This is a genomic window from Streptomyces sp. G45, assembly GCF_049542095.1.
Lineage (GTDB): Bacteria > Actinomycetota > Actinomycetes > Streptomycetales > Streptomycetaceae > Streptomyces.
Window position 1 is genome coordinate 6,362,549 of record NZ_JBMUZU010000001.1, and the last position, 24,016, is coordinate 6,386,564.

18 protein-coding genes, 2 pseudogenes and 1 CRISPR repeat array are annotated in these 24,016 nt (G+C 71.7%); of the genes and pseudogenes, 7 read left to right on the plus strand and 13 right to left on the minus strand.

From position 1 onward, the window contains the following. The first annotated feature begins 112 nt into the window (after positions 1–112). The 3 genes from ACOBQU_RS26810 to ACOBQU_RS26820 are packed head-to-tail and all read left to right on the plus strand — an operon-like array spanning position 113 to position 1,235. Positions 113–421: a hypothetical protein gene (locus ACOBQU_RS26810; protein ID WP_423630295.1), complete on the plus strand. Its 309-nt coding sequence runs from the start codon at positions 113–115 to the stop codon at positions 419–421. A gap of 43 nt (positions 422–464) precedes the next feature. Continuing rightward, positions 465–1,046 carry a hypothetical protein gene (locus tag ACOBQU_RS26815; RefSeq protein ID WP_423630297.1) on the plus strand — a complete coding sequence of 194 codons (582 nt, stop codon included), beginning with the start codon at positions 465–467 and terminating at the stop codon, positions 1,044–1,046. A 15-nt stretch (positions 1,047–1,061) separates the two neighbouring features. Beyond that, positions 1,062–1,235, plus strand: coding sequence for a hypothetical protein (locus ACOBQU_RS26820; RefSeq protein ID WP_423630299.1), 174 nt, complete (start codon positions 1,062–1,064; stop codon positions 1,233–1,235). Between the two features lie 199 nt (positions 1,236–1,434). Here ACOBQU_RS26820 and ACOBQU_RS26825 read toward each other — a convergent pair whose 3' ends face one another. The 13 genes and pseudogenes from ACOBQU_RS26825 to casA form a co-directional block, all read right to left on the minus strand. Continuing rightward, positions 1,435–1,824, minus strand: a complete 390-nt coding sequence (locus ACOBQU_RS26825; RefSeq protein WP_423634731.1) for a tetratricopeptide repeat protein — start codon at positions 1,822–1,824, stop codon at positions 1,435–1,437. Next, positions 1,822–1,968 (minus strand): annotated as a pseudogene (locus ACOBQU_RS26830) (tetratricopeptide repeat protein); the annotation flags it as partial. The pseudogene ACOBQU_RS26830 and the gene ACOBQU_RS26825, both read right to left, overlap by 3 nt. A gap of 103 nt (positions 1,969–2,071) precedes the next feature. Continuing rightward, positions 2,072–3,952: pseudogene (fxsT, locus tag ACOBQU_RS26835) on the minus strand (FxSxx-COOH system tetratricopeptide repeat protein); the annotation flags it as partial. A 761-nt stretch (positions 3,953–4,713) separates the two neighbouring features. Then, positions 4,714–5,049 carry a hypothetical protein gene (locus tag ACOBQU_RS26840; protein WP_423630300.1) on the minus strand — a complete coding sequence of 112 codons (336 nt, stop codon included), beginning with the start codon at positions 5,047–5,049 and terminating at the stop codon, positions 4,714–4,716. Positions 5,050–5,379: 330 nt separating this feature from the next. Beyond that, complete coding sequence (locus ACOBQU_RS26845; RefSeq protein ID WP_423630302.1) at positions 5,380–6,078, minus strand: response regulator; 699 nt, start codon at positions 6,076–6,078, stop codon at positions 5,380–5,382. Between the two features lie 18 nt (positions 6,079–6,096). Next, on the minus strand, positions 6,097–7,326 hold the full coding sequence (locus tag ACOBQU_RS26850; RefSeq protein WP_423630304.1) for a sensor histidine kinase: 1,230 nt from the start codon (positions 7,324–7,326) through the stop codon (positions 6,097–6,099). A gap of 263 nt (positions 7,327–7,589) precedes the next feature. Beyond that, positions 7,590–7,952 carry a type I-E CRISPR-associated endoribonuclease Cas2e gene (gene cas2e, locus ACOBQU_RS26855; protein ID WP_423630306.1) on the minus strand — a complete coding sequence of 121 codons (363 nt, stop codon included), beginning with the start codon at positions 7,950–7,952 and terminating at the stop codon, positions 7,590–7,592. Beyond that, the gene (gene cas1e, locus ACOBQU_RS26860; protein WP_423630308.1) at positions 7,949–8,923 is read right to left on the minus strand and encodes a type I-E CRISPR-associated endonuclease Cas1e; all 975 of its coding nucleotides are present in this window, start codon (positions 8,921–8,923) and stop codon (positions 7,949–7,951) included. The genes cas2e and cas1e overlap by 4 nt, the downstream gene beginning before the upstream one ends. Then, the gene (gene cas6e / locus ACOBQU_RS26865; protein ID WP_423630310.1) at positions 8,920–9,678 is read right to left on the minus strand and encodes a type I-E CRISPR-associated protein Cas6/Cse3/CasE; all 759 of its coding nucleotides are present in this window, start codon (positions 9,676–9,678) and stop codon (positions 8,920–8,922) included. Before cas6e ends, cas1e begins: the two co-directional genes overlap by 4 nt. Next, on the minus strand, positions 9,678–10,433 hold the full coding sequence (gene cas5e / locus ACOBQU_RS26870; protein ID WP_423630312.1) for a type I-E CRISPR-associated protein Cas5/CasD: 756 nt from the start codon (positions 10,431–10,433) through the stop codon (positions 9,678–9,680). The genes cas6e and cas5e overlap by 1 nt, the downstream gene beginning before the upstream one ends. Next, complete coding sequence (gene cas7e, locus ACOBQU_RS26875) at positions 10,430–11,629, minus strand: type I-E CRISPR-associated protein Cas7/Cse4/CasC (protein ID WP_423630314.1); 1,200 nt, start codon at positions 11,627–11,629, stop codon at positions 10,430–10,432. The genes cas5e and cas7e overlap by 4 nt, the downstream gene beginning before the upstream one ends. A gap of 111 nt (positions 11,630–11,740) precedes the next feature. Continuing rightward, on the minus strand, positions 11,741–12,511 hold the full coding sequence (gene casB, locus ACOBQU_RS26880; protein WP_423630316.1) for a type I-E CRISPR-associated protein Cse2/CasB: 771 nt from the start codon (positions 12,509–12,511) through the stop codon (positions 11,741–11,743). After that, on the minus strand, positions 12,508–17,274 hold the full coding sequence (gene casA, locus ACOBQU_RS26885) for a type I-E CRISPR-associated protein Cse1/CasA (protein WP_423630318.1): 4,767 nt from the start codon (positions 17,272–17,274) through the stop codon (positions 12,508–12,510). Before casA ends, casB begins: the two co-directional genes overlap by 4 nt. Positions 17,275–18,108: 834 nt before the next feature. Next, positions 18,109–18,871: a CRISPR direct-repeat array (repeat unit 29 nt; unit sequence GGGACCACCCCCGCACGCGCGGGGACCAC). 521 nt (positions 18,872–19,392) lie between these two features. Here casA and fabG point away from each other — a divergent pair. From fabG to ACOBQU_RS26905, 4 genes are all read left to right on the plus strand, one after another. After that, positions 19,393–20,196, plus strand: coding sequence for a 3-oxoacyl-ACP reductase FabG (gene fabG / locus ACOBQU_RS26890; protein ID WP_423630320.1), 804 nt, complete (start codon positions 19,393–19,395; stop codon positions 20,194–20,196). A gap of 871 nt (positions 20,197–21,067) precedes the next feature. Continuing rightward, positions 21,068–21,922 (plus strand): SAM hydrolase/SAM-dependent halogenase family protein, encoded by an 855-nt coding sequence (locus ACOBQU_RS26895; protein ID WP_423630322.1) that lies wholly within the window; start codon positions 21,068–21,070, stop codon positions 21,920–21,922. A gap of 112 nt (positions 21,923–22,034) precedes the next feature. Continuing rightward, a complete protein-coding gene (locus ACOBQU_RS26900) occupies positions 22,035–22,988 on the plus strand; it encodes a DMT family transporter (protein WP_423630324.1) in 954 nt (317 codons plus the stop codon). Continuing rightward, complete coding sequence (locus ACOBQU_RS26905; RefSeq protein WP_423630326.1) at positions 22,985–23,953, plus strand: quinone oxidoreductase family protein; 969 nt, start codon at positions 22,985–22,987, stop codon at positions 23,951–23,953. The genes ACOBQU_RS26900 and ACOBQU_RS26905 overlap by 4 nt, the downstream gene beginning before the upstream one ends. Positions 23,954–24,016 lie beyond the last annotated feature (63 nt).

The following is a 24,016-nucleotide window of genomic DNA, read 5'->3' on the forward strand; positions in this document are numbered from 1 at the left end:
CACGGTCGAACCTCACGCGCCCCGAAGGCCCCCATCAACCTCCGCACCCCCTCGCGTCAGCCCGCTCCGGTCTGCCGTGGAGCCCTCCGCACACGGCACGCGCGGGGACCGCATGCCCACCGTCCGCGAGCGGCCCGCTGAGGGAGACCCCCCACGGGCCGCTCTCCGGCATCCTCCGGACCGCCGTAACCGCCGCCCGCCCCTGCGCGACTCGATCCCCTGCGCGTACACCCGCCTGCCCGAGGCCGAGGATGCCTTCCTGGAACCGGAGCAGTACGCAGTCCTCCGCGACGCCTTCGTCATCGTCATCGTCGAGAACGTTCCACCCAGCATCGGGTACGTCGTCCTCAACCTCCCCGTCGGCCACCCGGACCGTGCCCGAACGTGGTCGCCCACACCCGACCCGGGGGCCAGCGCATGATCCCTCCGGGCGCCAGCCACCCCCAGCACGAACAGGAGACCCCGTGCACCGCGCCAACGGCCGCACGTATTACTCACGCGCCGATCTACAGAAGGTCCACGGCCTGAGCCAGTCCACCCTTCAGAACCTCTGGACCGACCGCGAGAACAACGGCCACCCGGACGCCGAGGTCATCGACGGCGTCATGCACTGGGACGGCACCGTCTGGGTCGTCTGGTACAAGGAACTCCAGCGCCAGCGCGCCACCGCCGTCACCACCAACGCCCCGAACCTCACCGGCGACCCGGACGAGGAAGTGGGCCCCGCCGAAGCGGCCCGCGTCTGCGGCTTCGCCGACAGCGCCACCATCTCCCACTACGTCAAGAACCCGCCCGAGGGCTGGCCCGACCCCGACACCTACGACCTGCTGCCCAGCGGCCGTCGTCGCCCGAAGGGCCGCCGCGGGCTGGCCTACCCGTACCAGGGCGACGAACGGCTCACCCTCGCGCGGAAGGCGCTCGCGGCCAACCCCGGCGCGACGAACGCCGAGCTGATCCCCCAGCTCCAGGAGCAGACGGAGAAGACGTACTCCCGCCCGACCTGGAACCTGATCCTGAAGTCGGCCCGCGAACACCCCGAGGAGTGAAGCGCGAGGAGTGAAGTGCCCGAAGCCCACCGCCCGCGCTGCGGCGGCCCGCGCGGCGACCGCCCCGCCCGCTCCCGGCTCACGACCGACCGGGACGTTCTGATCTGTACGCCCTGCGGAACCGGCGCGGCGGTCCGCGGGGCGCACGGGCAGGCTCCCGTGTCGTTCGACGAGTGGGCCGTGAGCTGAGCGGCCCTGATGAACCGGAGGCCGCCAACCGGATGGTTGGCGGCCTCGTTCATGCGCGAGGTGCCCCAGACAGGCGCCGGACGTCGTCCTCCTTGGTAGGGAAACGATGAAGTCGGTGCCGCAGCGCAGCAGCAGCACGCAACTTCAGCCAGCCAAGCCACGATCGCACTCGTCGGACGAGTTGCTACTGCCTAGGGCGTTACGGCGAGTTGGGTAACGGACGCCCATCTGGGTTTGCGCGTGCAGCAGCTGAATTGCCTCGCACTGTGACCGTCAGAGGATGGTCGTCGCCGAGGACGCGGAGGCAGTCGGCGAGGGTGCGTTCGTACAGGGGGATGGCGCGGTCGAGGTCTCCTGCCGACTCGTACGCGCCTGCGAGGTTGTTGCGCGAGGTGAGTGTGTCGGGGTGGTCGTTGCCGAGGACGCGGACGGAAGCGGCGAGGGCGCGCTTGTACAGGGGGATGGCGCGGTCGAGGTCTCCTGCCGACTCGTACGCGCTTGCGAGGTTGTTGCGCGAGGTGAGTGTGTCGGGGTGGTCGTTGCCGAGGACGCGGACGGAAGCGGCGAGGGCGCGCTTGTACAGGGGGATGGCGCGGTCGAGGTCTCCTGCCGACTCGTACGCGCTTGCGAGGTTGTTGCGCGAGGCGAGTGTGTCGGGGTGGTCGTTGCCGAGGACGCGGACGGAAGCGGCGAGGGCGCGCTTGTACAGGGGGATGGCGCGGTCGAGGTCTCCTGCCGACGCGTACGCGCTTGCGAGGTTGTTGCGCGAGGTGAGTGTGGGGGTGGTCGTCGCCGAGGACGCGGAGGCAGTCGGCGAGGGTGCGTTCGTACAGAGGGATGGCGCGGTCGAGGTCTCCTGCCGACTCGTACGCGCTTGCGAGGTTGTTGCGCGAGGCGAGTGTGTCGGGGTGGTCGTCGCCGAGGACGCGGATGCGGTCGGTGAGGGTGCGTTCGTGCAGCGGGATGGCGCGGTCGAGGTCTTCTGCCGACCTGTACGCGCTTGCAAGGTTGTTGCGCGAGGTGAGTGTGTCGGGGTGGTCGTTGCCGAGGATCCGGAGGCAGTCGGTGAGGGTGCGTTCGTACAGGGGGATGGCGCGGTCGAGGTCTCCTGCCGACTCGTACGCGCTTGCGAGGTTGTTGCGCGAGGTGAGTGTGTGGGGGTGGTCGTTGCCGAGGACGCGGACGGAAGCGGCGAGGGCGCGCTTGTACAGGGGGATGGCGCGGTCGAGGTCTCCTGCCGACTCGTACGCGCTTGCGAGGTTGTTGCGCGAGGCGAGTGTGTCGGGGTGGTCGTTGCCGAGGACGCGGACGGAAGCGGCGAGGGCGCGCAGAAGGTAGCTGATGGCGGGCGCCGCTGTGCCTTGGTCGTGGAGGAAAGCGGCGACCCGATCCAGGAGGAGTGAGGTGGCCGTGGTGTCGTGGTCGGGTGGGCTGTGCCGGGCCAGGGCTTCCACGTGTGGCAGCAGTGCCCGGCATAGTGGCCACTGGCCGGGCAGGCTGACGTTGTCGGGGAACATGCTGTTGAGGCGTGTGGTGGCGTCGTCGCGGGCCTGGCTGATGCCGGTGGCCGGGCGCTGGGCGTCGTCGGGGGCCGGGGTGCGGGCGAGGGCCTGGACTAGGCGGTGGACGCTCACGGTGTCGTCGCCGTTGTCGGTGATCATGCTGTACGCCAGTAGGCGCCCGATGGCCCGGGTCAGCGCAGGTGGTGGGGCGAGGCCGTCGAGGAGGGCGCGGGGGATGTGGTCGGGGGCGTACCAGGCCAGGATGCGCAGGATCTGTCCGGCGAGAGGGGTGTCGGCCAGTCGGTCGAGGGTGATTCGCCAGATCCGGGCGACGGTGCGCTCGGCGTCGCCGCCCTCGGGTCCGGCGGCGAACGTCTCGGCGGGCCACTGGCGCAGCATGTCCAGGTAGGCGCGGGGGCTGGTGGCGGTCTCGGCACAGAAAGCGGCGGCCTGTTCGATGGCGAGTGCCAGGTGGCCCAGTTCCTCGCACACTTCGGCCGTGCCGTCGTCGTCGCGGGGGCCGTGGTGGGTGAGGACCTGGTGGAACAGGGTGGCGGAGTCGTCCGGAGGCAGGACGTCGAGGGGGACTGTGGTGGCGAGCTGGTGCCAGCCGGTCGCCCGGCGGGTGGTGATCAGGATCCGACCGTTCGGCACGCGCTCCACGAAGGGGCGGATGTGGTCGGGGTGGTCGACGTTGTCGAGGATGATCAACCAGTCGCGGTGCTTGGCGAGCCAGTGGAGCGCGCGTTCCTTCTGTAGTTCGGCGGGCAGCTCGGTCAGGCCCGGCTGCAGGGCGACGGCCAGGGCGGCGAGACCCTCGTCGATCGCCGCCGTACTGTCGGCGGTGATCCACCAGCGCAGGGGCACGGTGGCCCGGCGTGTCGCCCACTGAGCGGCCAGCGCGGACTTTCCGACCCCGCCCAGCCCGTACACCGCACGCAGCACCACCGTGCCCAGCTCGGCGAACGCCGAATCCAGCGCGTCCAGTTCCTCGACGCGGCCGACGAAGCCCTGCACTCGGGGGATATTGGTGACACCTCGCGCGGCTGCGTCGTCGAGAATCGGCCCGTACGCGGCTTCCGGCAGCAGCGTCGCCCGCTCCACGTTCAGAGCCACCGAGTTGTTCACGTCGCGGCCCGCGGCATTGGACCCGCGCGCTGCGGACACCTCGGCCGGAGTGGCCGCTTCCTCGCTATGGCGCCGGAATACGGTCATCGCGGGCCCCGGTGCGCGGTGGACCCGTCAATGTCCCCGCCCGCCGCGTTCGACCCGCCACTTGCCGAGACCCCTGGCCCACCCGGCGCTGCCTCCGCACCCGGCACCGTATCCCGCGCTCGGGAATCACGGATGCTCCCGCCTGCCGCGTTCGACCCGCCCTCGGCCCGCACCGAATCCCGGCCCGGGCCAGAGGGCTCGCCTGCCCTCCTCACTTGCCACAGGCCAACCCCAAGTGCCAGAACCCCCGCCACCGATCCGGCCACCCCCCACGCCTGACTCGACCGCTCCAGATCCGCAGCTGTCACCCACACCAGCAGCCCTACCACCGAACCGGCACCGACCGCCGCCAACCCCCACCAGCAAGCCTTCCGCCATCCCACCACGAAGCCATCCTCCTCCCGGCCGCCGGACCACACGACGGGAATCCCCAGACTGGTGGGGGCGCGCACTGACCCACCGCGTGCCCCAGCCCAGGCACGCCCGCAAGCGGAGGCGCACACCAGCCCCAGGTGCCGACCAGTGCGCAAGCCACCGTGAGCGCAATGGGCCCGGCCGCCCTGCCGATGCCAACGGCGCCGCGCGGTCGCCCCGCCGTCCCCCAGGGGTGCCACGGCATGGTGCGAGCCCGGGCCGCGTGACGCGGTCCGGGCTCGCTGAGAGACGTACGGGGTTCTCTGGGCCCGCTGCGGTGGCGTGACGCTGTGACCTCCTGGTTGGGGCGCCGTCAGGAACCGCTGGGAACTCCCGGCTGGAGAGCCTCAGTACTTGTTGAGGCGCGAGTTGCTCCAGGTCCCGGGCGCTCCGCCGGTGCTGCCCCCGTTGAACCGCTCCTTATACCAGGCCCTGCCGTCGGTTCCCTTGCAGGTGATCGTGAAGTTCCACCCGTTGGCCCAGGCCATGTCGATGGAGCCGTTACCGGGCTGCGTGCACGTCCCCCCGAGCGACTTCCAGGCGCTCGTCCCGCTTCCGGTGCCCCACTTCGTGTACGCCTGACGGTTCGTGCCGATGACGAAGACCTGCCACTGCCCGTTGGGCAGCTTGTGCTTGAGCTGGCTGTTGCAGTAGAAGCTTCCGCCCCAGTTGCTGTGTGACACCAGCCGCCGCTCTGGTAGGTCGTCCCGGGGTTCGACACGGCCAGGGGCGCGCCGCGGCCCTCGGAGCCCGAGCCCGTGGCCGCCTGGGCCGTCACGGCTGTGCCGCCGAGGGCGAGCGTGGCCCCGAGAGCAAGGCCCGTCAACGCGTGCGAGGTGCGCGTGGTGGTTCCCCCTTCGCTTTCTGGTTGTGCGGTCGACACGAGAACCCAGGGGACGGGCCAGACGGCGCGTGTCAGGTGCTCGTTGGACCTTGCTCGCCAACCGAGCACGTAACCGGGGGCAACCAGGGGCAGGGGCAGGGGCAGGGCCGAGGGACGCCTGGCCCGGGGCTCAGCGGTCCGGCGACGGGCGGCCGAACCGGGCCGACGCGGAACCCGGCACCACGAGCCCGGTCTCGTAGGCGACGACCACGGCCTGGGCGCGGCTCTTCAGATCCAGCTTGGACATGATGCGGTGCAGATGCGTCTTCACCGTGCCGTCACTGAGGAAGAGCTCGGCGGCGATCTCGTCGTTGGTGAGACCGCGCGCCACCAGGGTGAGGACGTCGAGTTCGCGCGCGGTCAGCTCGGCCAACTGCTCGGGCCGACGCAGCGCGGCGCCGGGACGGGGCGTGTACGCCTCGATGAGGCGGCGCATGACCGTGGGGGCGAACAGCGCGTCGCCGTCGGCGATGGTGGCGATGGCACCCAGCAGGCGCTCCGGCGGGGTGTCCTTGAGGAGGTAGCCGCAGGCGCCGATGCGCAGGGCGTCGTACACGTACTCGTCCTCGTCGAACGTCGTGAGGACGACGACACGCGGTGGGGGAGCGAGGCCCAGGTCGAGGATGCGCTCCGCCGCGGTGAGGCCGCTGATGCCGGGCAGACGGACGTCCATGAGCACGACGTCGGGTCGGTGCCGCTCGGCCAAGGACACGGCCTCTTCGCCGTTCGCGGCCTCGGTGACGGATGTGAAACCCGGCGTGGCACGCACCAGCGCGGCCACCCCCGCCCGGATCAGATCCTGGTCGTCGACAACGAGAACACTGGTCATGCGCGAACTCCCCCTTTGTTACGGTCCACTGCCGCCCGGTGCGTCAGGCACTGGGGGCGCGGCGCTGGTCGGAAGGGTGAGCCGGACTTCGTACCCCCCTTCACGCCGCGGTCCAGCGGACAGCGAACCTCCACAGAGGTTCGCCCGTTCCTGCATTCCGATCAAGCCGTACCCGCTTTCCGGCGGCGAAATGGCCGTTTCATGGCCCTTGTCCCGCATCCTGCCGTCGTCGCGCACGGCTATCGTCACGCGGTCCGGCTCGTAGGTGATGTGTACGTACGCGCTGGTGGGCGCCGCGTGCTTGACCACGTTCGTCAGGGCCTCCTGGACCACGCGGTACGCGCACAGGTCCGGGCCGAGGGCCAGCTTCCGGGGGGTGCCCTGGGTGTGGACGGTGACGTCGACGTGGGCCGCCTTGAGCCGGTCGGCCAGCTCGCCGACCCGGCTGAGGCCGGGCGGGGCGTGCCGCGGCGCGCCGCCGCCCTCCTCGTCGCACCCGTCGTCGACGCGCAGCATCGACAACAGGCGCCGCAACTCGTCCAGGGCCTCCCGGCTGGAATCGGCCACGGCGGACAGGGCCGACCGTGCCGTGTCGCCGTCGGTGTGGAAGACGTACGCGGCCAGGCCCGCCTGCACGGAGATGGCCGACAGGTGGTGGGCGACCACGTCGTGCAGTTCGCGGGCGATGCGCACTCGCTCGCCGAGCACGGCGTTGCGCGCGTGCGCCGCCTGCTCGTTCGCCAACTGTGCGCTCAGGCGCCGCAGTTCACGGTTGCGCTCGCTGACGAGGCGCATCGCGTACCCGAAGGCCAGGGCGATCGCGGGAACGAGGATCCCCTGGGCGAGGACCAGGAGCGCGGGCAGACGCCCGCACACCCCGCTGTACAGGATCACGCCGACGGCCAGCGACGACGAGGCCAGCGACACGCGCGGCGCACGCTGTGCCGTAACGCTCACCAGGGCGATCACCGGGGCCCACCAGTTCAGCGAGGGCTGGTGGCCCAGCGCGAGATACCCGGCGTACGCGGCGCAGGAGACGGCCAAAGCCGCCACGGGGGCCGAGCGGCACCACGCCAGGGGCAGCGCGACCAGACTGGTGAGCAGGTACGCCCATGCGTCGAAGGGCACCCACCCCTCGGGGTGGTACACGTGCCCCGCGACGCTTCCGCTCACCGCGACCCCGGCGGCGAGTACGGCGTAGACGATCCGCTGCGCGAGCGCGGGCCGCCGCACTGATCTCACCTGCATCGGGGGATGGTAGGTCCTCGGCCCATCTCTGTCGTCAGTCGCACGGTTGAGGTGCCGTCAACTGGCGTTGTGGTGTGGCGGGGTGGGGTTGTTCGGGCGGCTGATTTGAGGTGGGGGCCGGGGCCACCCCCGCACGCGCGGGGAAGACAGGGCGTGGCCTGGGGTTTTAGGCGGGGGGACCTCCGTTCTCGGATACTTTCATGGAATCCGGCATACCGGCTGAAGGCGGCTGGCCAGGTGGGAACCGGCGTGGTCGGCGTCCTTCAGCGCTTGCCGAAGCGGCGTTGTTTCGCTGCTTTGCTCCAGCCCTGGCGCGGGGGAGCCGTGGAGTCGCCGGTCGGCGACGGTGAGGGGGATGTGGGGCGGCGGAGGAGGGTGAGGCCCTCGTGGTCGGTGGGGTGCCAGGTGTGTTCGTGGGTGGCGAAGGTGAAGCCCTGTTCGTTGTCGGTCTGGTAAGCGAGCAGTGCGCGGCCCTTGCCGCGGTAGTGGCGTACTTCGTCCCACAGGATGTCGCGCACGCGAGCGGAGGGCGCGCCGAGGAAGACGCCGGGCGAGATCTCCAGGAGCCAGCGGGTGAGGAAGCCGCGCAGCCCGGCGGGGCAGTTGGCCAGGACGATGACGGTCACCAGATCGGTTCCTCGCCGGGTGCGTCAGCTGGCGCCGCGTGGCCGTGGTTGCGTCCGCCCTCGACGTGGCGGTCGCCGTCGGTCTGCACGGTCACGCGATCCGCGGTCTCGTCCGGCTCCAGGCGACTGTGGGGTTCGAGCAGGCCCTTGATGTCCGCCACGCAGCGGTCGAGCAGTCCCGTCGTGTTGATGCGGTCCCGCAGCGCTCGACGGGTGCGGGAGGCGACGTCGTCGTCGCCTTGGGCCGCCGCGTCGAAGGCGGCGGGGATGCCGATCTCGGTCTTGTAGAGGTCGGCGACGTCGAGGACGAAGGAGCGCTCGTGCCCGGAGTGGACGAAGCCGAGACCGGGTGAGCAGCCGAGGGCCACCACCACCGCGTGGGCGATGCCGTACATGCACTGCGCGGCAGCCGTGACGGCCTGGTTGGGGGCGTCACCGGCGCTGAAGTCGCCGTGGTGGTACTCGCGCCGCCGCCAGGGCACCCCCGTGCGGGCGGACTCGCGGTGGTAGCACTCCCTGACCCGGCCGCCCTCCATGCTCAGCAGTTCCTGGCGCGTACGGGCCGACGGATCGTCCTGGGGAAAGCGCAGGCGGTACATGGCTCGCGCCACCTGGAGACGGGTGCGGAGGTTGGCCCACGCCGTGGCCTGTGCTTCGACGAGCCGGGACGAGCGGGTCAGGGCCCGCCCGCCCGCGTAGAAGCGCACGCCTCGTTCGCCGACCCAGGCGACCCCCGCTCCGCACTCGCCGAGGACGGACATCGCCTGATGGGTCACGCGTGTGCCCGGGCCGAGGAGCAGGGTGCCGATGGTGGCCGAGGGGATGTGTGTCACTCCGTCCGCGTCGCTCGCGGTGATCGCGTTGTCCTCGCGGTGGATGGTGCACCGCTCCAGGTAGATGAAGGAGACGCGGTCACCGACGCGGGTCAGTTCGCGCGGCGTGGAAGCGCCGCGGGCGCCGACGGTGCTCATGACGCCCGGACCGGGGCGAGCGTCATCAGGCCGCAGCCGTACGCCTTCGCCTTCCCCAGGCCATGGGTGAGGGTGCGGCGGAAGGCGTCCAGGTCGGTGACGCGGAGCCGACCGTCGAAGGTGACGCGGGTGAACTCCACGGCCCGGTCGGTGGGCTTCCCGCTGCCCCTGGGCCCTCGGCGGCCCGCGTCCTCCGCGCTCCCCTTGCGGAACTGCAAGGGGAGGCGGTCGTGCACGACGACCTGGTGCTCGTGGCCGTGCTCGGTCAGCCGTCGTTCGGCGGGAGTGCGCAGCACCTCGAACCCCGCCCGCTCCTGGCGTTGGAGCAGCCAGTTGATCTGGTGCGTGGGGGTGACGTGCGCGGTGCGTTTTGTGCGGGCCTTAGGGGCGTCCTCTGGTTTGCGGATGTTGTGGACGGGGTTCGCGGTGAGGCGGAATCCCCAGGTGTCGCCGACCGCGAGGGCATTCAGGAACTCTCCGTAGGCGAACGTGCTCCACCCCTGCTCTTCCAGGGCGGGCCAGCCCGCCTGCTCGACGAGGTGCGTCAGGTCGGGCCGGGCGGGGCTGACGATGAACAGGTCGGTCCGCCCGCCTGCTGCCGGGTCGATCCGCCACAGCACCCGCGGCCCCTGGCCGTCGCGCGGCGGAAGCTCGGGGAAGGACATGTTGACGGCGCCGTGGAGCAGGTGGGGTGACCCGAGGAGCCGACGGGCCTGCGGGCGGCCGGTGTTGAAGCGGAAGCGGGTCAGGTACATCAGGGAGTCCTCGGAGACGGCGGATCGGTCGGCCCGGTGGTGTCGAGACGGCGCAGGCCGATGGTCGGGTCGTGCGCGGTCGGCGTATCGACGTGGCCGGTGAGGACACCGCGCAGGGCGTACTGCCGGTGGCGCGGGTCGTAGCTCACCGGGGAGTCCCGCAGGGACAGGTGCGGCGTGTCGTCGGGCGGGCAGTCCAGAAGCAGGTCCAAGGACTCGGGAACTGCCGAAGCCTCTCCGCGCTGCGCCGCCCGCTCCATCTGCCGCACATACCACCGGGACGCCTGCCAGGGAGCGCCCCGCAGGGCCTCCTCCAGAGTGACGCCCGGCTGCGGCGGCCCCATGTCGACCGGGCGGGACGGCGGGCAGGAGCGGCGGCCGAGGTAGGGCAGGAAGCGCGGGGCGAGTACGGCCTGGTACAGGCGGCGCAGCAGTTCCCCGTCCCCCTCGACCCCGGCGACGAAGACGGCGTCGCTGAGGTAGAACCGCTCGGAAAGCGGCATGGCCTTGCCCGAGTCGGCGTGGTGCGCGGTGTGGAAGTCCCGCAGCCTGGAGCCGGGTTGATCGATCCGTACGCCGAACCGCAGCGCCACCAGGTCGGAGAGGTCCGCATCGCGCGGGCGCCCCTCGGCGGCGGCCAGCAGACCGAGGACGCCGCTCTTGGTGGGCGCGTTCTCGGTGCCGCGGCGGGCGAAGCGGGCCGCCGCCCCCCAGGACTGCAAGGGACCGGCGAGCCGCAGCAGCAGCACCGTCATGCCCCGGACCCCACCCGCTGTGCCACAGCCGCCGTCACGTCCCGCACCAGGACACCGAGCGTGACCCCCGCACCGAGCGGGGCCAGCACCTGCGTCTCCTCACCCACCCGGAACACCCAGCTGTGCTCCTCGGAGACGATGTCGTACTGCCGCTCCAGGTCCGGCACGTACTCCGCGAGGCGGGCACAGCTCTCGCGCAGGAAGCCACCACCGGGCCCCTGCGGCACCGGCTCCTCGAAGGCCCCGACGAAGCTGACCGGGCGGCGGTCGCGGAGCTTGACGATGACGGCGGCGGGCAGCGTGTGGTTGCCGAAGGTGTTGACCTTCCCGGTGGGCAGGGAGGTGATGAACGCCTCCAGGAACGCGCCCACGGCCTTCTCCACGGGAGCGCTCGGCGGTTCGTCGTCCTTGAGCCCGGCGCCGAGATTGCGGTGCAGCTCGTCCACGTCCAGGGCGGCGTAGCGGTAGAGCGTGGCGGAGTTGAAGTCGACGGTTCCGATCATTCCCGCGCCGGACTCGTCGTCCGGGCTCAGGTCGTCCACCGCCGTGTAGTAGTCCGATTCGATCTCCGACTTGTGCACGCTGATGGCATGCGCCACCTGGACCGCCGCTTCCACGTTGAGGTCAGCGGAGTCCGCGACCATCCGCCCGAACAGCGCGATGTCCACCGAGTGCCGGGCGTCCACGGCCTGCTTGGCCCGTGCCTTGTTCTCCTTGGACTTCAGATACTCCTTGAGCGTCTTCACGTCGCCGTCGGGCCCGCCGCCCTCCACCGCGAACTCCGCGAGGGCGTCCAGTTGCCTGCTGCTCAGGAACAGCAAGTACGAGGACTCGGGTGCGGCGGGGTCGTCTTCGCCGTTCTTCGGCCTGCGCTTCGGCGGCTCGATCCTGGAGCCCGTCGCCGCTTCGAGGGTCGCGGCGGCCAGGTGCACGGCCGACTTCTCCAGTGCGGAATTCCTGGCGGTGATCCGCTTGGCCAGGGCCTCGGCGACCTTCTTCGTCCGGACACCGAGCGCGTCGGCGGGCAGGAGGTCGTCGAACGCCTTGCGCGTGGCGCGCTTCCACGCCTGGCTGGAGACGCGGGCCCGCCGCACCCCGCCGAAGATGGCCGATTTGGGGGTCCCCGTGTCGTCGCGGTTGAGGTTGCTCGGCGGGACGGTCTGGAGGATGTGAATGTCGAGGATGGTCCGGGGCACGGTGGTGGGTTCCGTTCTTCTCGGGTCGGCCTGCGCTTCACCCGTGCGCAGGTGGGTGGCTTATGGGGAGAGGCACTCGGGGCGCGGTGTCGGGGCGCGGTGGCCGCGGGACTAGTCGCTCGCGTCGGCGGTCGCCGGATCCGTGGACGGGGCGTGCACGCGGTGGAAGCCCCGCCCCCACTCCCGCCTGACCCCGGCCTGGAACGCCACTTGCTGCCAGCGGTCGAGCTGGTCGGCGAGGCGGCCGTAGTCCAGGGGGATGCGGGCGGTGCGCAGCAGCAGCACCAGTTCGCGCAGGCGGACCCCGAGCGTGTCGAAGTCGGTCGAGCCGCCGACGCGGACGAAGCGCTTGCGGACCGCGGGGCTGAGGTCCGCGTCCGGGACCGCCTTGGGGCGCGTGCCCTCTTCCGCGGCGGTGTCGGGGCCGGAGTCCTCGTCGCCGACTCGGTCCCTGCTCCCGGTCCTGCCCTCGGCCAGGCGCCGTGCGGCACGGCCCAGCGTCCAGCCGGACACATGCATCGGTTCCTCGCGCAGCGACTGCTGGTGGAGTGCCCAGAGGGTCACGGCCAGGTGAACCGCGCGGTCCTCGCGCTCCTCCTGCGCTTCGCGCCGGACCCTGTCCTGGTACAGGAACGGCTTGGTCGCGTCGTCCTCTTCCTGCCGCGAGGCCAGGTCACGGAGCCTGGTCAACGCCTCCAGGTCGTCCAGTCCCCAGCTGGTGGGGGTGGCATGGGGGTCTCGTCCGGCCTCGCGGCGCAGCCTGGCCACGGCGGCGATCGCGGGCGGAAGACTGTGCCGGTATCCCGCCTGGAGCCGCCCGATGGTCTCCGCGGCTGCCTGAGCGGCGAGGGAGCGCGTGGTGCCGTTGCTGGCCGAGGTCATGGTGCTGCCTCCGTACGGATGTCAGGGGCGACCGGGGAAGCCGAGGGACGCGGGGCGGGAATCCTCGCGGCTGGCGGTCCGAGGATCTGGTCGAGCCGGGCGCGGAACCAGCTCTCCGCGCGGCTCGCGTCCAGCAGCCGCACCCCGAACCCCGGGGTGTCCACCAGCCGCCCTTCGTCGGCGGCTGGCCCGGCGGAGTCCAGGAGCTGCCTGCCGAGCCGCGTCACGAGCCGCCGCACGGTGGCCCGCCACTCCTGGCGGGCGGTGGGCAGGTCCGGGAAGGCGTACAGGTCCTTCAGCCACGCTCGGTACGGTCCGTCCAGTGCGCCGAAGCCGAGGTCGCGCGCCGTGGCCGTGGGGGAGGCGGGGTCGCTGCCCGCGGCGCGGGCCAGGTTCGCGGCGAGCTGGCCGAGCGCGATCACGCACTGCTCGGCTTCGCTGACGGCGTCCACGGCCGCCGCGCCGTACACCGGGTCTTCCTCGTGCAGGGTGACGATCGGCAGGACGACGGAGTCGTCGACGATCTCGTCGATCACGGACTGCTGGGTCCCGTAGGCCGCGCCGACGAGCCGCAGGCGCACCAGCTTGCCGGGGGCGACCTGCCCAGTGGTGATCACTTGGGTGACCCAGCGGGTGACGCCAGAGCGCCGGGTGGCCGGGGGCTCACCGCGGCGTGCGGCGTCCGTCGTCCGCTGCCGCGCGGGCAGCAGGGAGGCGAGCCCGCGCCAGGCCGCCTTGCTGGGGTCGTGCCGCTGGGGGGTGTACACCAGTGGGCGCTTCTGCTTCTTCTCCTGCGCCGGACTGCGTCGCCAGCCGGACATCGGCTCCACCGCCCACGGAGAGGACCAGGTGAGCCGGTCGCCGTAGCCGAGGACCACCCCGGTGACGGCGCCGCCCCGCGCGTGCAGCCGGATCCTGCGGGACTGCCAGGTGTACAGGTCGAGCAGGCCGTGCGGCCCGGCGGGCACGTCCGTGCGCTCCGCGGCCCCGACGGGCGGCCGCCGCCAGACGGGCGCGTCCTCGTCGCCTCTCCCGGTGCCGTCGTACGCCTCCTCAAGCGGGATGAGGTTGAGCAGCAGCGTCTCGCGCAGCGTGTCGCCTTCGGCGAAGACCCCGCCGAGGTCTCCCAGCGAGCCCACCCCCTGCGGGTAGACCTTCCCGGCCTTCCCGCGCGGGTCTTCGCGCATCGCCGACTTGATCCCGGAGGTGTCGTAGGCGTGGGCGTGCACGAGCCAGCGCGCCGCCTCCGCGTACGACAACCGCTCGACTCCAGGGCGGCGCATGGCGAAGAAGGGCTCGCCCACGGGCACGTCCGCGACGACGCGGCTGAGCGGAGCCACCTCGTCCCTGACGGTGCGCAGATCGGCGACCTGGAAGAACGGGTACTCGGGATGGAAGAGGTCGAAGCGGTCTCGGTGGAGGTCCAGATATGGCGCCACCTCGCGGAACGGCTCGTCCGAGAGCCACCGCTGCTCCCAGTCCTCCAGCTCCTCGGGGCCTTCCAGCGCGTCGTACAGGATGGCGAGCAGCAGGCGCAGCAGCGCCAGTTCCTGAGTGGGCAGGTCGCCCACGATCCGCCGCAGGGTGTGGGCCTCCTCGAAGAGACCGAGCAAGGAGACCTCCGTCACCGTGCCGTCGGTCCGCTGGACGGGAATCCAGGGCGCGGACACCAGGTCGAAGGAGGGAGGCCCGGCGCCCCGCGCGGTCACGGCAGCCTCCTGCCGCGAGGCGCGATCGGCGTCCCGGCACGGCACTTGGACGGTTCCGTCCGCTGTCGAAGCCTTAAGTCCCCCAACACCTGGCTCACTTGAACCTCCTGTCCCCACCGATCTCGCTGTCCCGTCCCCCGCCTCGTCGCGACCGTCCACGGGCGCACCGGGAGCCGTCACCCGCAGCCCATCGGCCCGGCTGTAGGTGAGATGGAAGCCTGACAGACGGGTCTGACAAGCGGCGTCCAGAACGAGGATCAGCTCGCCCGCGAGCCAGGGGCACTCCTTGACCTGCCAGGCGGGGATCAGGAAGCGCTCCAGCTCGGTGATGGACCGGTTGATCATCCACGGCGTGCTGAAGCGCCGGGGGAGCGTGAGCGCGCTCGCCGCGACCGCCGTGGCGGCGCGGGGCGAGGGCGGGAAGTCGACGGGCAGCTCAAGACCGCCCCGCCCGCCTTCGGCGCCCTCGTCCAGCCACGGGACGGTGCTGAGCCGACCGTTGGCCTGCCGCTGGATGACCAGCACCTCCAACGACTCGTCGGAGTCGCGCACCTGGGCGCGCCCATCCCGTTCGTCATCCACGTCACCGGCATGGGTGTCCAGCCACCCGTACACCGGTCGTCCCGGGCGCCGCACCGGACCGAGCAGGAACCCCTCGGCGCGCTCCCGCTTCTCGGCGAGCAGGCGCTCGTGCGCGGTCCGGGCCTCGTCCAGCCGGTCGGCCCAGGCGACCGGCCCGACGGGTTCATCGCCGTACACGGCCTGCACGAGGGGGCTGATGCCGTCGGGGAGCGTCAGCGCCGCCCCGTCCAGGAACGGGCCGAGCACCGCCAGGGTGCGCAGCAGGGTGTACTCGCTCCGGTACACGGCCAGCGTCCCCGGAGCGGGTCGCGGCGGGTCGTCCTCCCAGGCCACGCCGGTGATCAGGCAGCGCGGCCGCGTCAGGCGCGGCGGCCTCGCCCTCGGGTGCCGGTGCAGGCGTCCCATGCGCTGGAGCACCAGGTCCACGGGCGCCAGGTCCGTGACGAGCAGGTCGAAGTCGACGTCCAGGGACTGTTCGAGCACTTGGCTGGCGACCACCACGTGCCGCCGGGGCCGCTCCGCGCCGTCCGGGCCGAAGAGCCGAAGCATCGTCGTGTCCTTGGCGGCCCGGTCCGCGGCGAGGAAACGGGAGTGCGCCACCGTCACCACGTCCTCGCCGAGCCGTGCCCGCAGTTCGTCGGCGGCCTCCAGGACGCGGTCGACCGTGTTGCGGAGAACCAAGGCGCAGCCGCCGTCGGCCAGTTCGCGCTCCAGGCGGGTGGCGAGGGCGGACAGGTCGTCGTCCAGGCGCTCGACCACCACGTCGGTGCGGCGGCCGGATGCCGCGGGCGGCGTCGCGGTGATCGCGGTGTGCCCAGGAGCGGCGGCAGTGAGCAGCGGGTAGGCGGCGTCGCCGGTGGCGTGACTCCCGTCGCCCTTGCCGCCGGAGTAGGCGGCTACGAGGGCGTTCCTGCGTGCCGCCGGAAGCGTCGCCGAGAGCAGGACGACGGGGACGCGGTACGCCGCCAGCCACTCCAGTACGCGGTCCAGGTACCGCCCCATATAGGCGTCGTACGCGTGGACCTCGTCGATGACGACGACCTTCCCCGCGACGGCGAGGTGTCGCAGCGCGAGGTGGCGGCTGCGCAGCCCCGCGAACAGCACCTGGTCGATGGTCGTCACCGCGAAGGAGGCCAGGAGCTGCTTCTTCCGCCCCCGCAACCACTGATGTGCCTGGAGTCCGGCAGGCCGGAGGGCGCCGGGTGCCACCGTCTCCTCGCCGTCGAGGTCGACGGCGGCGATGGTCCGCCGTCCCTTGGCGAGCAGCCCCGCCCATTCGTCATTGAGCGCCGCCTTGGCGTGCGCGAGGACGACGGAACGGGCCTCGTCGTCCTCTCCCGCCCCAGGAAGCCGGTCGAGCCACGCCGTCAGCCGGGAGAACATGGCGTCGCTGGTGGCCCGTGTCGGCAGGGCGACGAGCACGCCACCGGCGCCCGCGCGTGCGCCGAGGACCTCCACCGCGGCGAGCGCCGCCTCCGTCTTCCCCTCACCCATCGGTGCCTCGATCACCAGGAGCCCTGGTGCGGGCATCTCCCGGGCCAGGCGTACGGCCTCCGCCTGCACGGGGCGCACCTCGGCCCCGGCCAGGTGGGGGAACCGCTGGGCGAACAGCTCCGCGGGCTCGCCCGCCGGTTCCTCCGGCGCCCACGGCCCGGGGAGCGCGAGTCCCTCCCAGGCCGCGCGCAGCCGCCGCCGCTCGCCGACCGGGCCCTCAGGGCGCCAGGTCTCCGGTTCGTACGGGAAGAGTTCCGGGGAACTGGCGATCCAGTCGGCGAGGATGACCACCGCGGTCAGGGCCACCTGGGCGGGTTGCGGGAGGCGGACGTCACGCCACGTCGGCAGCCGGTCCGTCACGTCGGCCAGTTCGGCGCATCCGTCCATCAGTTCGTACTGGACCTGGCGCCAGGTCTGTTCGCTCGGTCCCGGGTGCCGCAGCAGGTGCGGCCGCAACAGGAGATCATGGATGTGCTGGTGGTCGGGAGGCGTCCCGTGGTGGCCTCCGGCCACGACCGTGAACTGCCCGCTCTCCCGCTCGCGAAGCCCGTAGCGCTCCGTCAGCCACTCCCGCAGCAGCAACTGCCCGGCGAGGCCGTGCGGCGCGAGCCGCCGGTCCTGCCCGTACTCCTTGGCGAGCGGCATGTCGAGTCCGGCGTCCCGCATCTCCGCGGCCAGCGGCTCGACTTGGCAGGCGAAGGCGGGTGTCGCCTTGCCGACGTCGTGGCTGGCCCCCAGGAACCGGACGAGCCGGAGGGCGTCTTCCGCCCCGCCGGGCAGCGCGGCGGCCACCAACTCGACGACACCCTGGGGCACCCAGTGCTGCCACAACTGCCCGGCAGTGGCAGCAGTGTCCGCCAGGTGCCGCCACAGGGGCAGCCAACTGTCCGACGCGCGCTCGTGTTTCGCCCACACCGTACGAGCGGTCGGCGACAGCGCCGCGAACGGCACAGCTGCTTTGGGGGCGTCCGGAGTCATGGGTGCATGAAACATGCCTGCCACATCCTGAGTACGGAACAACAGGGAAGTCGATGGGCCGCGCACGAAGAGGTGCTATGGGGAGACAGGTGCCCCTGTGGGCGGCGCCTGGTGTCGGCCCCGAGCCGACACCAGGCTGTTGGACCCTGCCGGTCAGGCTGGGCGCGGGGCGAACACGCTCGGACGGATGAGCACCACGATCACGATTACGGCGCCCCATACCCACGGTGCGTACGAGGAAGGAGCTGACGGGCACGCCGCGATCAGCGCCATGAGCAGGCCGTACAGAGTGGGCCGCGGTGGTAACGGAGGCTCAGGCTGGGGTGCGGGTGCGTGTCGATGGGTCACGGAATAGCATCCTCTCGTGTCGTCGGAGCTTGGCTCTTACGGCATCCCGGGCCCCCTGGCCCCAACCTCGGTGACACGAGCGGCCAGGGGGCTCGGCCTGTTGGTCAAGCGCCGTGTCTGTTGGGCGAGGTGGAGCCTACGCGTGTGGTGCGCGCTGTGTCCCGGCTTCGATTGGATGATCTTTCCAGCAGATCGTGCTTCCCAGTTCTAAACTGGGAAGCACAATTGGCGATGCTGAGCTCGCTCGTCTCCCCTCGCGTCCGCCAGTGAGGGCCACCCGGACCGTAGCGGTGGTGGCGCCTCTGGCGTCCTGGCAAGCCGGTGACTGCTTGCCCCAGGGCATGAGAGAGCGTTCCCGGCTCAGTAGCAGAGTTGGGCCCGAATGCGGAAGGCGAATGCCGGACTTGAAATGAGTCGGCGGTCGCCCCGGTACAGCTCGCCATAGCCCCGCAGCGGCGGGGAGCACGTAGCCGACCGAGCATCCCAGGGGCCACCCCCGCACGCGCGGGGACCATCCGACTGGTCACACTGCCAGGAACTCCTGAGCGGGACCACCCCCGGGTGCGCGGGGACCACCCGCTACGTTGCCGTGGATGCGGGCGTCGGCGAGGGATCACCCCCGCACGCGCGGGGACCACCACATGCCGTAATCCGAATCGAGCTGCCAGACGGGACCACCCCCGCACGCGCGGGGACCACCTCCTCACCCGAGGCGTCCGCGGGGTCGTATCGGGACCACCCCCGCACGCGCGGGGACCACGGCGAGCCGATCGAGGGCCCCAAGGCGTATCTGGGACCACCCCCGCACGCGCGGGGACCACAAGAAGGTCACCGACCTCGGGAGCCCGGTCGCGGGACCACCCCCGCACGCGCGGGGACCACCGGAACAGCGGATCGTCCAGGCGGCGATCGCGGGGACCACCCCCGCACGCGCGGGGACCACGCCTACCCCGGGCCCGCCGCCGCCATCGAGCTGGGACCACCCCCGCACGCGCGGGGACCACGCCATCCGCGCACCTCCTTTAAGGGTTGAAACGGGACCACCCCCGCACGCGCGGGGACCACGACACCACACCGACCGGACCGCCCGCACCGCCGGGACCACCCCCGCACGCGCGGGGACCACCTTCAGCGGCTCCGCCGGATCGACCACGGGTCAGGGACCACCCCCGCACGCGCGGGGACCACGGCTGGCGGGGAGGAGGGAGGCCCCCATGTCCGGGACCACCCCCGCACGCGCGGGGACCACAGGCCGTGGCCTGCGGCTTTAGTTGGCTGTCTCTTGGTTTTTGCTTACTTCTTCAGAAGGCGGCATTCCGTCTCAATCTTCGTGAATTGCCGTCACGTGGCAGGGCTCCGCAGGTGGTGGCTGTCAGGCGTCAAGCCGTCGGCGGGGCTGTGTGCCTGACGTTGATGTGGTCGGACGGGGCCAGTAGAGCGTATCCGTAGGCGTGTTGAGGTCCGTGGCCGTTCGGGCTGTGCTCTCCCTTTATGGGCTGCGCAAGCCTTAAGCGATCTCCAGGCCCCTTGCTGCATACGGGGCGTGGTGATGGTCCTCCTGTCGTGTGAGTCCTTGGGGAGGCGGCGATGTGCGAGCGCGCCTTGGGGAGGGGCTTCCCCTGAGGGGTGCGGCGGCAGTCGTCGTGTCGCGCGGCCGAATGCGTGCGTCGGGTGGGTGGGAGTCCTCTACGGTGTGCCGTGCCCGAGGCCACCGGCCCCCACGGGCCTGGTACGAACATGGCGGCGCAGGACGGCGAGGTGCTTCACGGTATGAGCTTCACCCCCAGTACTCCCTGGCAGGACCGGTCCGTCGTCGTGACCGGTGGGACGCGTGGCATCGGGCGCGGCATCGCGGAGGCGTTCGCCCGGCGGGGCGCGGCGGTGGCGCTCACCGGCAGGGACGCGAAGACCGCCGAGGAGGTCGCCGACGGCCTCGCCCGGGCCACCGGCGGCCGGGTGTGCGGCGTGGGGGCGGACCTGCGGGAGCCGGAGGCGATCGAGGCACTGGCGGCGGAGGTCGAACGCCGCCACGGACACATCGACGTGCTCTGCGCCAACGCCGGGATCTTCCCCGAGAAGCCGCTGCGCGAGATGACGGCCGCCGACATCGACGAGGTCCTCCACGTCAACCTGCGCGGCTCGATGCTCGCCGTGCGGGCCTGCCTGCCCGCCATGGAGCGCGTCGGGCGCGGCCGCGTCGTGCTCACGTCCTCGATCACCGGCCCCACCACCGGCTTCCCCGGCTGGTCCCACTACGGCGCGAGCAAGGCCGGGCAGCTCGGCTTCCTGCGCGGCGCCGCCCTGGAGCTGGCCCCGCTCGGCATCACCGTCAACGCCGTGCTGCCCGGCAACATCCGTACCGAGGGCCTGGACGCGATGGGCGCGGACTACCTGCGGCGCATGACGGCCTCCATCCCCCTCGGCCGGATCGGCGAGACCGCGGACATCGCCCACGCGGCGCTCTTCCTCGCCTCCGACGAGGCCGCGTTCATCACCGGCCAGACCCTCACCGTCGACGGCGGCCAGACCCTGCCGGAATCCCTCGACTCCCTCGACTCCCTCGAAGCCCCTTGATCCTCTTGGTTCGCTTGGGTTTCCTGGATCCCCTCGATTCCCTTGGTTCCCTCGGTGCCCCGGGCGCTCCTCCTGCCGCCTCCCAGGCGGGACGGGCGCCGGTGGGCCTCGCCGCGTTGCTCTCCCTCGGCCGCGAGATGATCCAGATGATCCCGGGGCCCGGGCGCCTCGCCCCTGGAGAGTGCGGCTCGCCCTGCGCAGGTGCGTGCTCTTCCTCGCGGTACGGACCGCGACCCCCTCTTCACGCTGGGCCGTTCCGCTCCCGGCCCGCTCACGCACGTGTGTACGACCGTGAATTCCGGCGGTGTTTCGTGCCCGGCCCGCGGTCGGCGTGGCGTGGAAAGCCCGGGGCGAAGCGGTAAGTTGAACTCCGCTTTTTTACAGGGTGTTTATGGGACGGAAACCGAGGAATCTTTGGTTCAGTCCTTGGCGCGGTGCTAGTGTCCCTTTCAATTACGCACCACCCTGAAAACAGGTGGCCGTGGAGAACCGGTCGCACCTGATCAACCAGGTTTCGCCCTTGCGGAGAATTACAGGGGGAAGGGTGTTCGCTTCAGTAGGATTTTCGGTGCCGACCGTGAGTCCTGGCGTCATTCGTTCGTGTGTGCCGTTCGTGCTGTGCGTGCTGTGCGTGCCGTGCTCGCTGTTCGTGCCGTTCGCTTGTCGCTCCTGTTGACGCGGAAGCCGTCGTAGGCCGTCGCCTTCCGAGGCCCGGGGTCCGAGGCCCGAGCCTCGGGGGCCGCTGCGTGCGCGCGAGGTGGTGTGCTCGTGCGTGCGGCCTTCGTGGGCCCCCTTCATTCCCCTCCTCCGCCCGTCGACATCCGTGCCCTCACCCATGTCACCGTCACCGCGTCCCTGAAAGGACCCCCGCATGACCGTCGCCGCCCCCACCGACCCCGCCGCCACGCTCGTCGGCAACCGGCCCATCGTCGGGCTGCTCACCGACTTCGGGCTCGTCGACGACGCCGTGGGCATCTGCAAAGGCATGGTGCTCGGCATCGCGCCCCAGGCGAACATCGTCGACGTCACGCACGATGTGACGCCGTTCGACATCTACGAGGCGAGTCTGTATATCCGGGACTCCTTCCGGTACTTTCCCGCCGACGCGATCTTCGCGTGCGTGACGTTCCCGCACACCGGCGTCCAGGACGACGCGATCGGGCTGCGCACCCCGCAGGGGCACACCTACTTCGCACCCAACAACGGGCTGCTCACCCGCATCGTGGCCGAGGCCGGGGTCGCCGAGGTGCGGCACATCACCGCGGACAAGGTGCGCCGCCCCGTCATCGACCCCACGTTCTACGGGCGTGACATCGTCATGTCGGCGGCCGCGCACGTCGCCAACGGCGTGCCGTTCGCGGAAATAGGCGAGGAAATCGACGCCGCCGACATCACCCTGCTCAAGGTGGCCCAGCCGGAGCTGAACGACGGGTGGGTCGTCGGTGAGGTCGCCCTGCTCGACAAGAACTACGGCAACGTGTGGACCAACATCACCCGCGAATTCCTCGACGGGCAGCGCATAGAATTCGGCGCCGAGCTGGAAATCGAAGTGAACGGCACTTTAATTCGTACCCCGCTGCGGCACACCTTCGGGGAAACCGGCGAAGGGGAACCGCTGGCCTACATCGCCAGCCGCAATCAGCTCGGACTCGCCCTGAACCAGGGGAACTTCGCCGCCCGGTACGGCGTCGAGCGCGGCCACCCCGTCCGGCTGCGCGCCCAGTGACGCCCGCCACGCCGGACAGCCGGGCGGCGCCCCCGCCGCCGTACGCACCACCGGTCGCGGCCCGCACGTAGAGCCGCCACCGGACATCCCCCACGACCCGGAAGGCCCGCCCATGCCCGCGCAAGGCTACGGTTTCGCGCTCCTGACCGCCGCGTTCTTCGGGGCGGGCGCCGTCCTGGCCAACCGGGTCACCGCCGACATCCATCCGCTGCTGACCACCGAGCTGAACCTGGCGATCGGCGCCGCACTGCTGGGCACCTACCTGGCGGTGCGCCGCCGACCGCTGCTGCCGCGCGGCCTTGGCCGCGGCGACTGGGTGCGGCTCGCGTTCGTCTCCGTCGTCGGTACGGGACTCTCGCTCGCCCTCGTCATCACGGGACTGAGCATGACCAGCCCCGTCAACGGCGGCTTCCTCATCCAACTCCAAGGCCCCGCCGCGGTGTTGGCGTCCGTCGCCGTCCTCGGCGACCGGCTGCGCTGGTGGCAGACGCTGGGCATCGCCGTCACCCTGTTCGGCGGGCTGCTCATCGTCATGCGCAGCCCCAGTGCCGGGCTCACCTCCATCCACGGCGGGGACGTCCTCGTGCTCCTCGGGGCGCTGCTCGCGGGCATCGCCTACCTGCCCGCCAAGTCCCTCATGGACCGCGTCCCGGCGCTCCAGCTGAGCCTGTGGCGGCTGCTGCCCGCCGCGGTCGTCCTGCTGCCCGTGCTGCCCCTCGTCCCCGGACGGCTGCGCTGGCACCCCACCACCACCACGCTCACCCTGCAACTCGTCCTCGCCGTCACCAACTTCTGCCTGGCGTACGTGACCCTGCACCTGGCCCTGGCCCGGCTGCGGCCCTGGCAGACCGCCAGCGTCCTGCAGCTGGAGCCCGCCTTCACCGTCGTCATCAGCCTCGCCGCCCTCGCCCTGGTGCCCACGCCGCTCCAGTTCGCGGGCGGCGCCCTGATGATCGCCGGTGGTCTGGTCGCCCAGCGCCCCGACCGCACCGCCACCGAACCGGCCCCAGCCCCGCCACCGACCTCCACCGAACCCCTCACCAACAGCCAAGGGAGCACCCGATGAAGGCGATCCGCGTCCACGCCCCCGGCGGACCGGAAGAGCTCCGCCTCGAAGACGTCCCCCTGCCCGAGCCCGCGCCCGACGAGATCCGGCTGCGCACCGAGGTCATCGGCGTCAACTACGTCGACGTCTACCACCGCACCGGCGCCATGGGCCTGCCCCTGCCGTTCACCCCCGGCATGGACGCCGTCGGCACCGTCGACGCCGTCGGCTCCGACGTCACCGAACTCGCCGTCGGCGAGCGCGTCGCCTACGGCGAAGTGCCGGGCGCCTACGCCGAGTTCGTCACCGTCCCGGCCCGGCTCGCCGTGGCGGTGCCCCCGGCGCTCGACTCGCGCCTGGCCGCCGCCGCCATGCTCCAGGGGCTCACCGCCCACTACCTGGCGCACGACGCGCACCCCATCGCCAAGGGCGAGACCGTCGTCGTGCACGCCGCGGCGGGCGGCGTCGGCCAGTTCCTCGTCCAGTTCGCCAAGCGGGCCGGGGCCCACGTCGTCGGCACCGTCTCCACCGACGCCAAGGCCGCGCTCGCCGCCGAACTCGGCGTGGACACCGTGGTGCGCTACGACCGGGAGGACTTCACCGCGGCGGTCCTGGCCGCGACCGACGGGGCCGGGGCCCACGCCGTCTACGACTCGGTGGGCCAGCGCACCTTCCACGGCAGCCTCGACGCGCTGCGCCCCCGCGGCACCCTCGTCCTGTTCGGGCAGGCCAGCGGGAAGACCGAACCCATCGACCCGTTCCTGCTCGCCCAGAAGGGCTCCCTCAAGCTCACCTGGCCCACCCTCACCCACCACGTCCTCACCCGCGAGGAGTTCACCGCCCGCGCCGACGACGTCTTCGCGGGCCTGCTCGACGGCACGCTGCGCGCCCGCGTCGACGCCGAGTTCGCCCTCGCCGACGCCGCCGCGGCCCACGCGCACCTGGAGCGCCGCGCCAGCCTCGGCAAGGTCCTGCTGCGCCCCTGACCCGGGCCACCCCGGACCGACCCTGGCACGCACCAGGGTGACCTCGGACGACCCCGGACCCAT

Bases quoted from the DNA above. Each gene is read 5' to 3' on its own strand.
- cas6e (WP_423630310.1), bottom strand. From the start codon at position 9,678: ATGTACCTGACCCGCTTCCGCTTCAACACCGGCCGCCCGCAGGCCCGT.
- fabG (WP_423630320.1), top strand. From the start codon at position 19,393: ATGAGCTTCACCCCCAGTACTCCCTGGCAGGACCGGTCCGTCGTCGTG.
- ACOBQU_RS26845 (WP_423630302.1), bottom strand. From the start codon at position 6,078: ATGACCAGTGTTCTCGTTGTCGACGACCAGGATCTGATCCGGGCGGGG.
- ACOBQU_RS26905 (WP_423630326.1), top strand. From the start codon at position 22,985: ATGAAGGCGATCCGCGTCCACGCCCCCGGCGGACCGGAAGAGCTCCGC.
- ACOBQU_RS26900 (WP_423630324.1), top strand. From the start codon at position 22,035: ATGCCCGCGCAAGGCTACGGTTTCGCGCTCCTGACCGCCGCGTTCTTC.
- cas1e (WP_423630308.1), bottom strand. From the start codon at position 8,923: ATGAGCACCGTCGGCGCCCGCGGCGCTTCCACGCCGCGCGAACTGACC.
- ACOBQU_RS26810 (WP_423630295.1), top strand. From the start codon at position 113: ATGCCCACCGTCCGCGAGCGGCCCGCTGAGGGAGACCCCCCACGGGCC.
- ACOBQU_RS26850 (WP_423630304.1), bottom strand. From the start codon at position 7,326: ATGCAGGTGAGATCAGTGCGGCGGCCCGCGCTCGCGCAGCGGATCGTC.
- ACOBQU_RS26895 (WP_423630322.1), top strand. From the start codon at position 21,068: ATGACCGTCGCCGCCCCCACCGACCCCGCCGCCACGCTCGTCGGCAAC.
- casA (WP_423630318.1), bottom strand. From the start codon at position 17,274: ATGACTCCGGACGCCCCCAAAGCAGCTGTGCCGTTCGCGGCGCTGTCG.
- cas5e (WP_423630312.1), bottom strand. From the start codon at position 10,433: ATGACGGTGCTGCTGCTGCGGCTCGCCGGTCCCTTGCAGTCCTGGGGG.
- casB (WP_423630316.1), bottom strand. From the start codon at position 12,511: ATGACCTCGGCCAGCAACGGCACCACGCGCTCCCTCGCCGCTCAGGCA.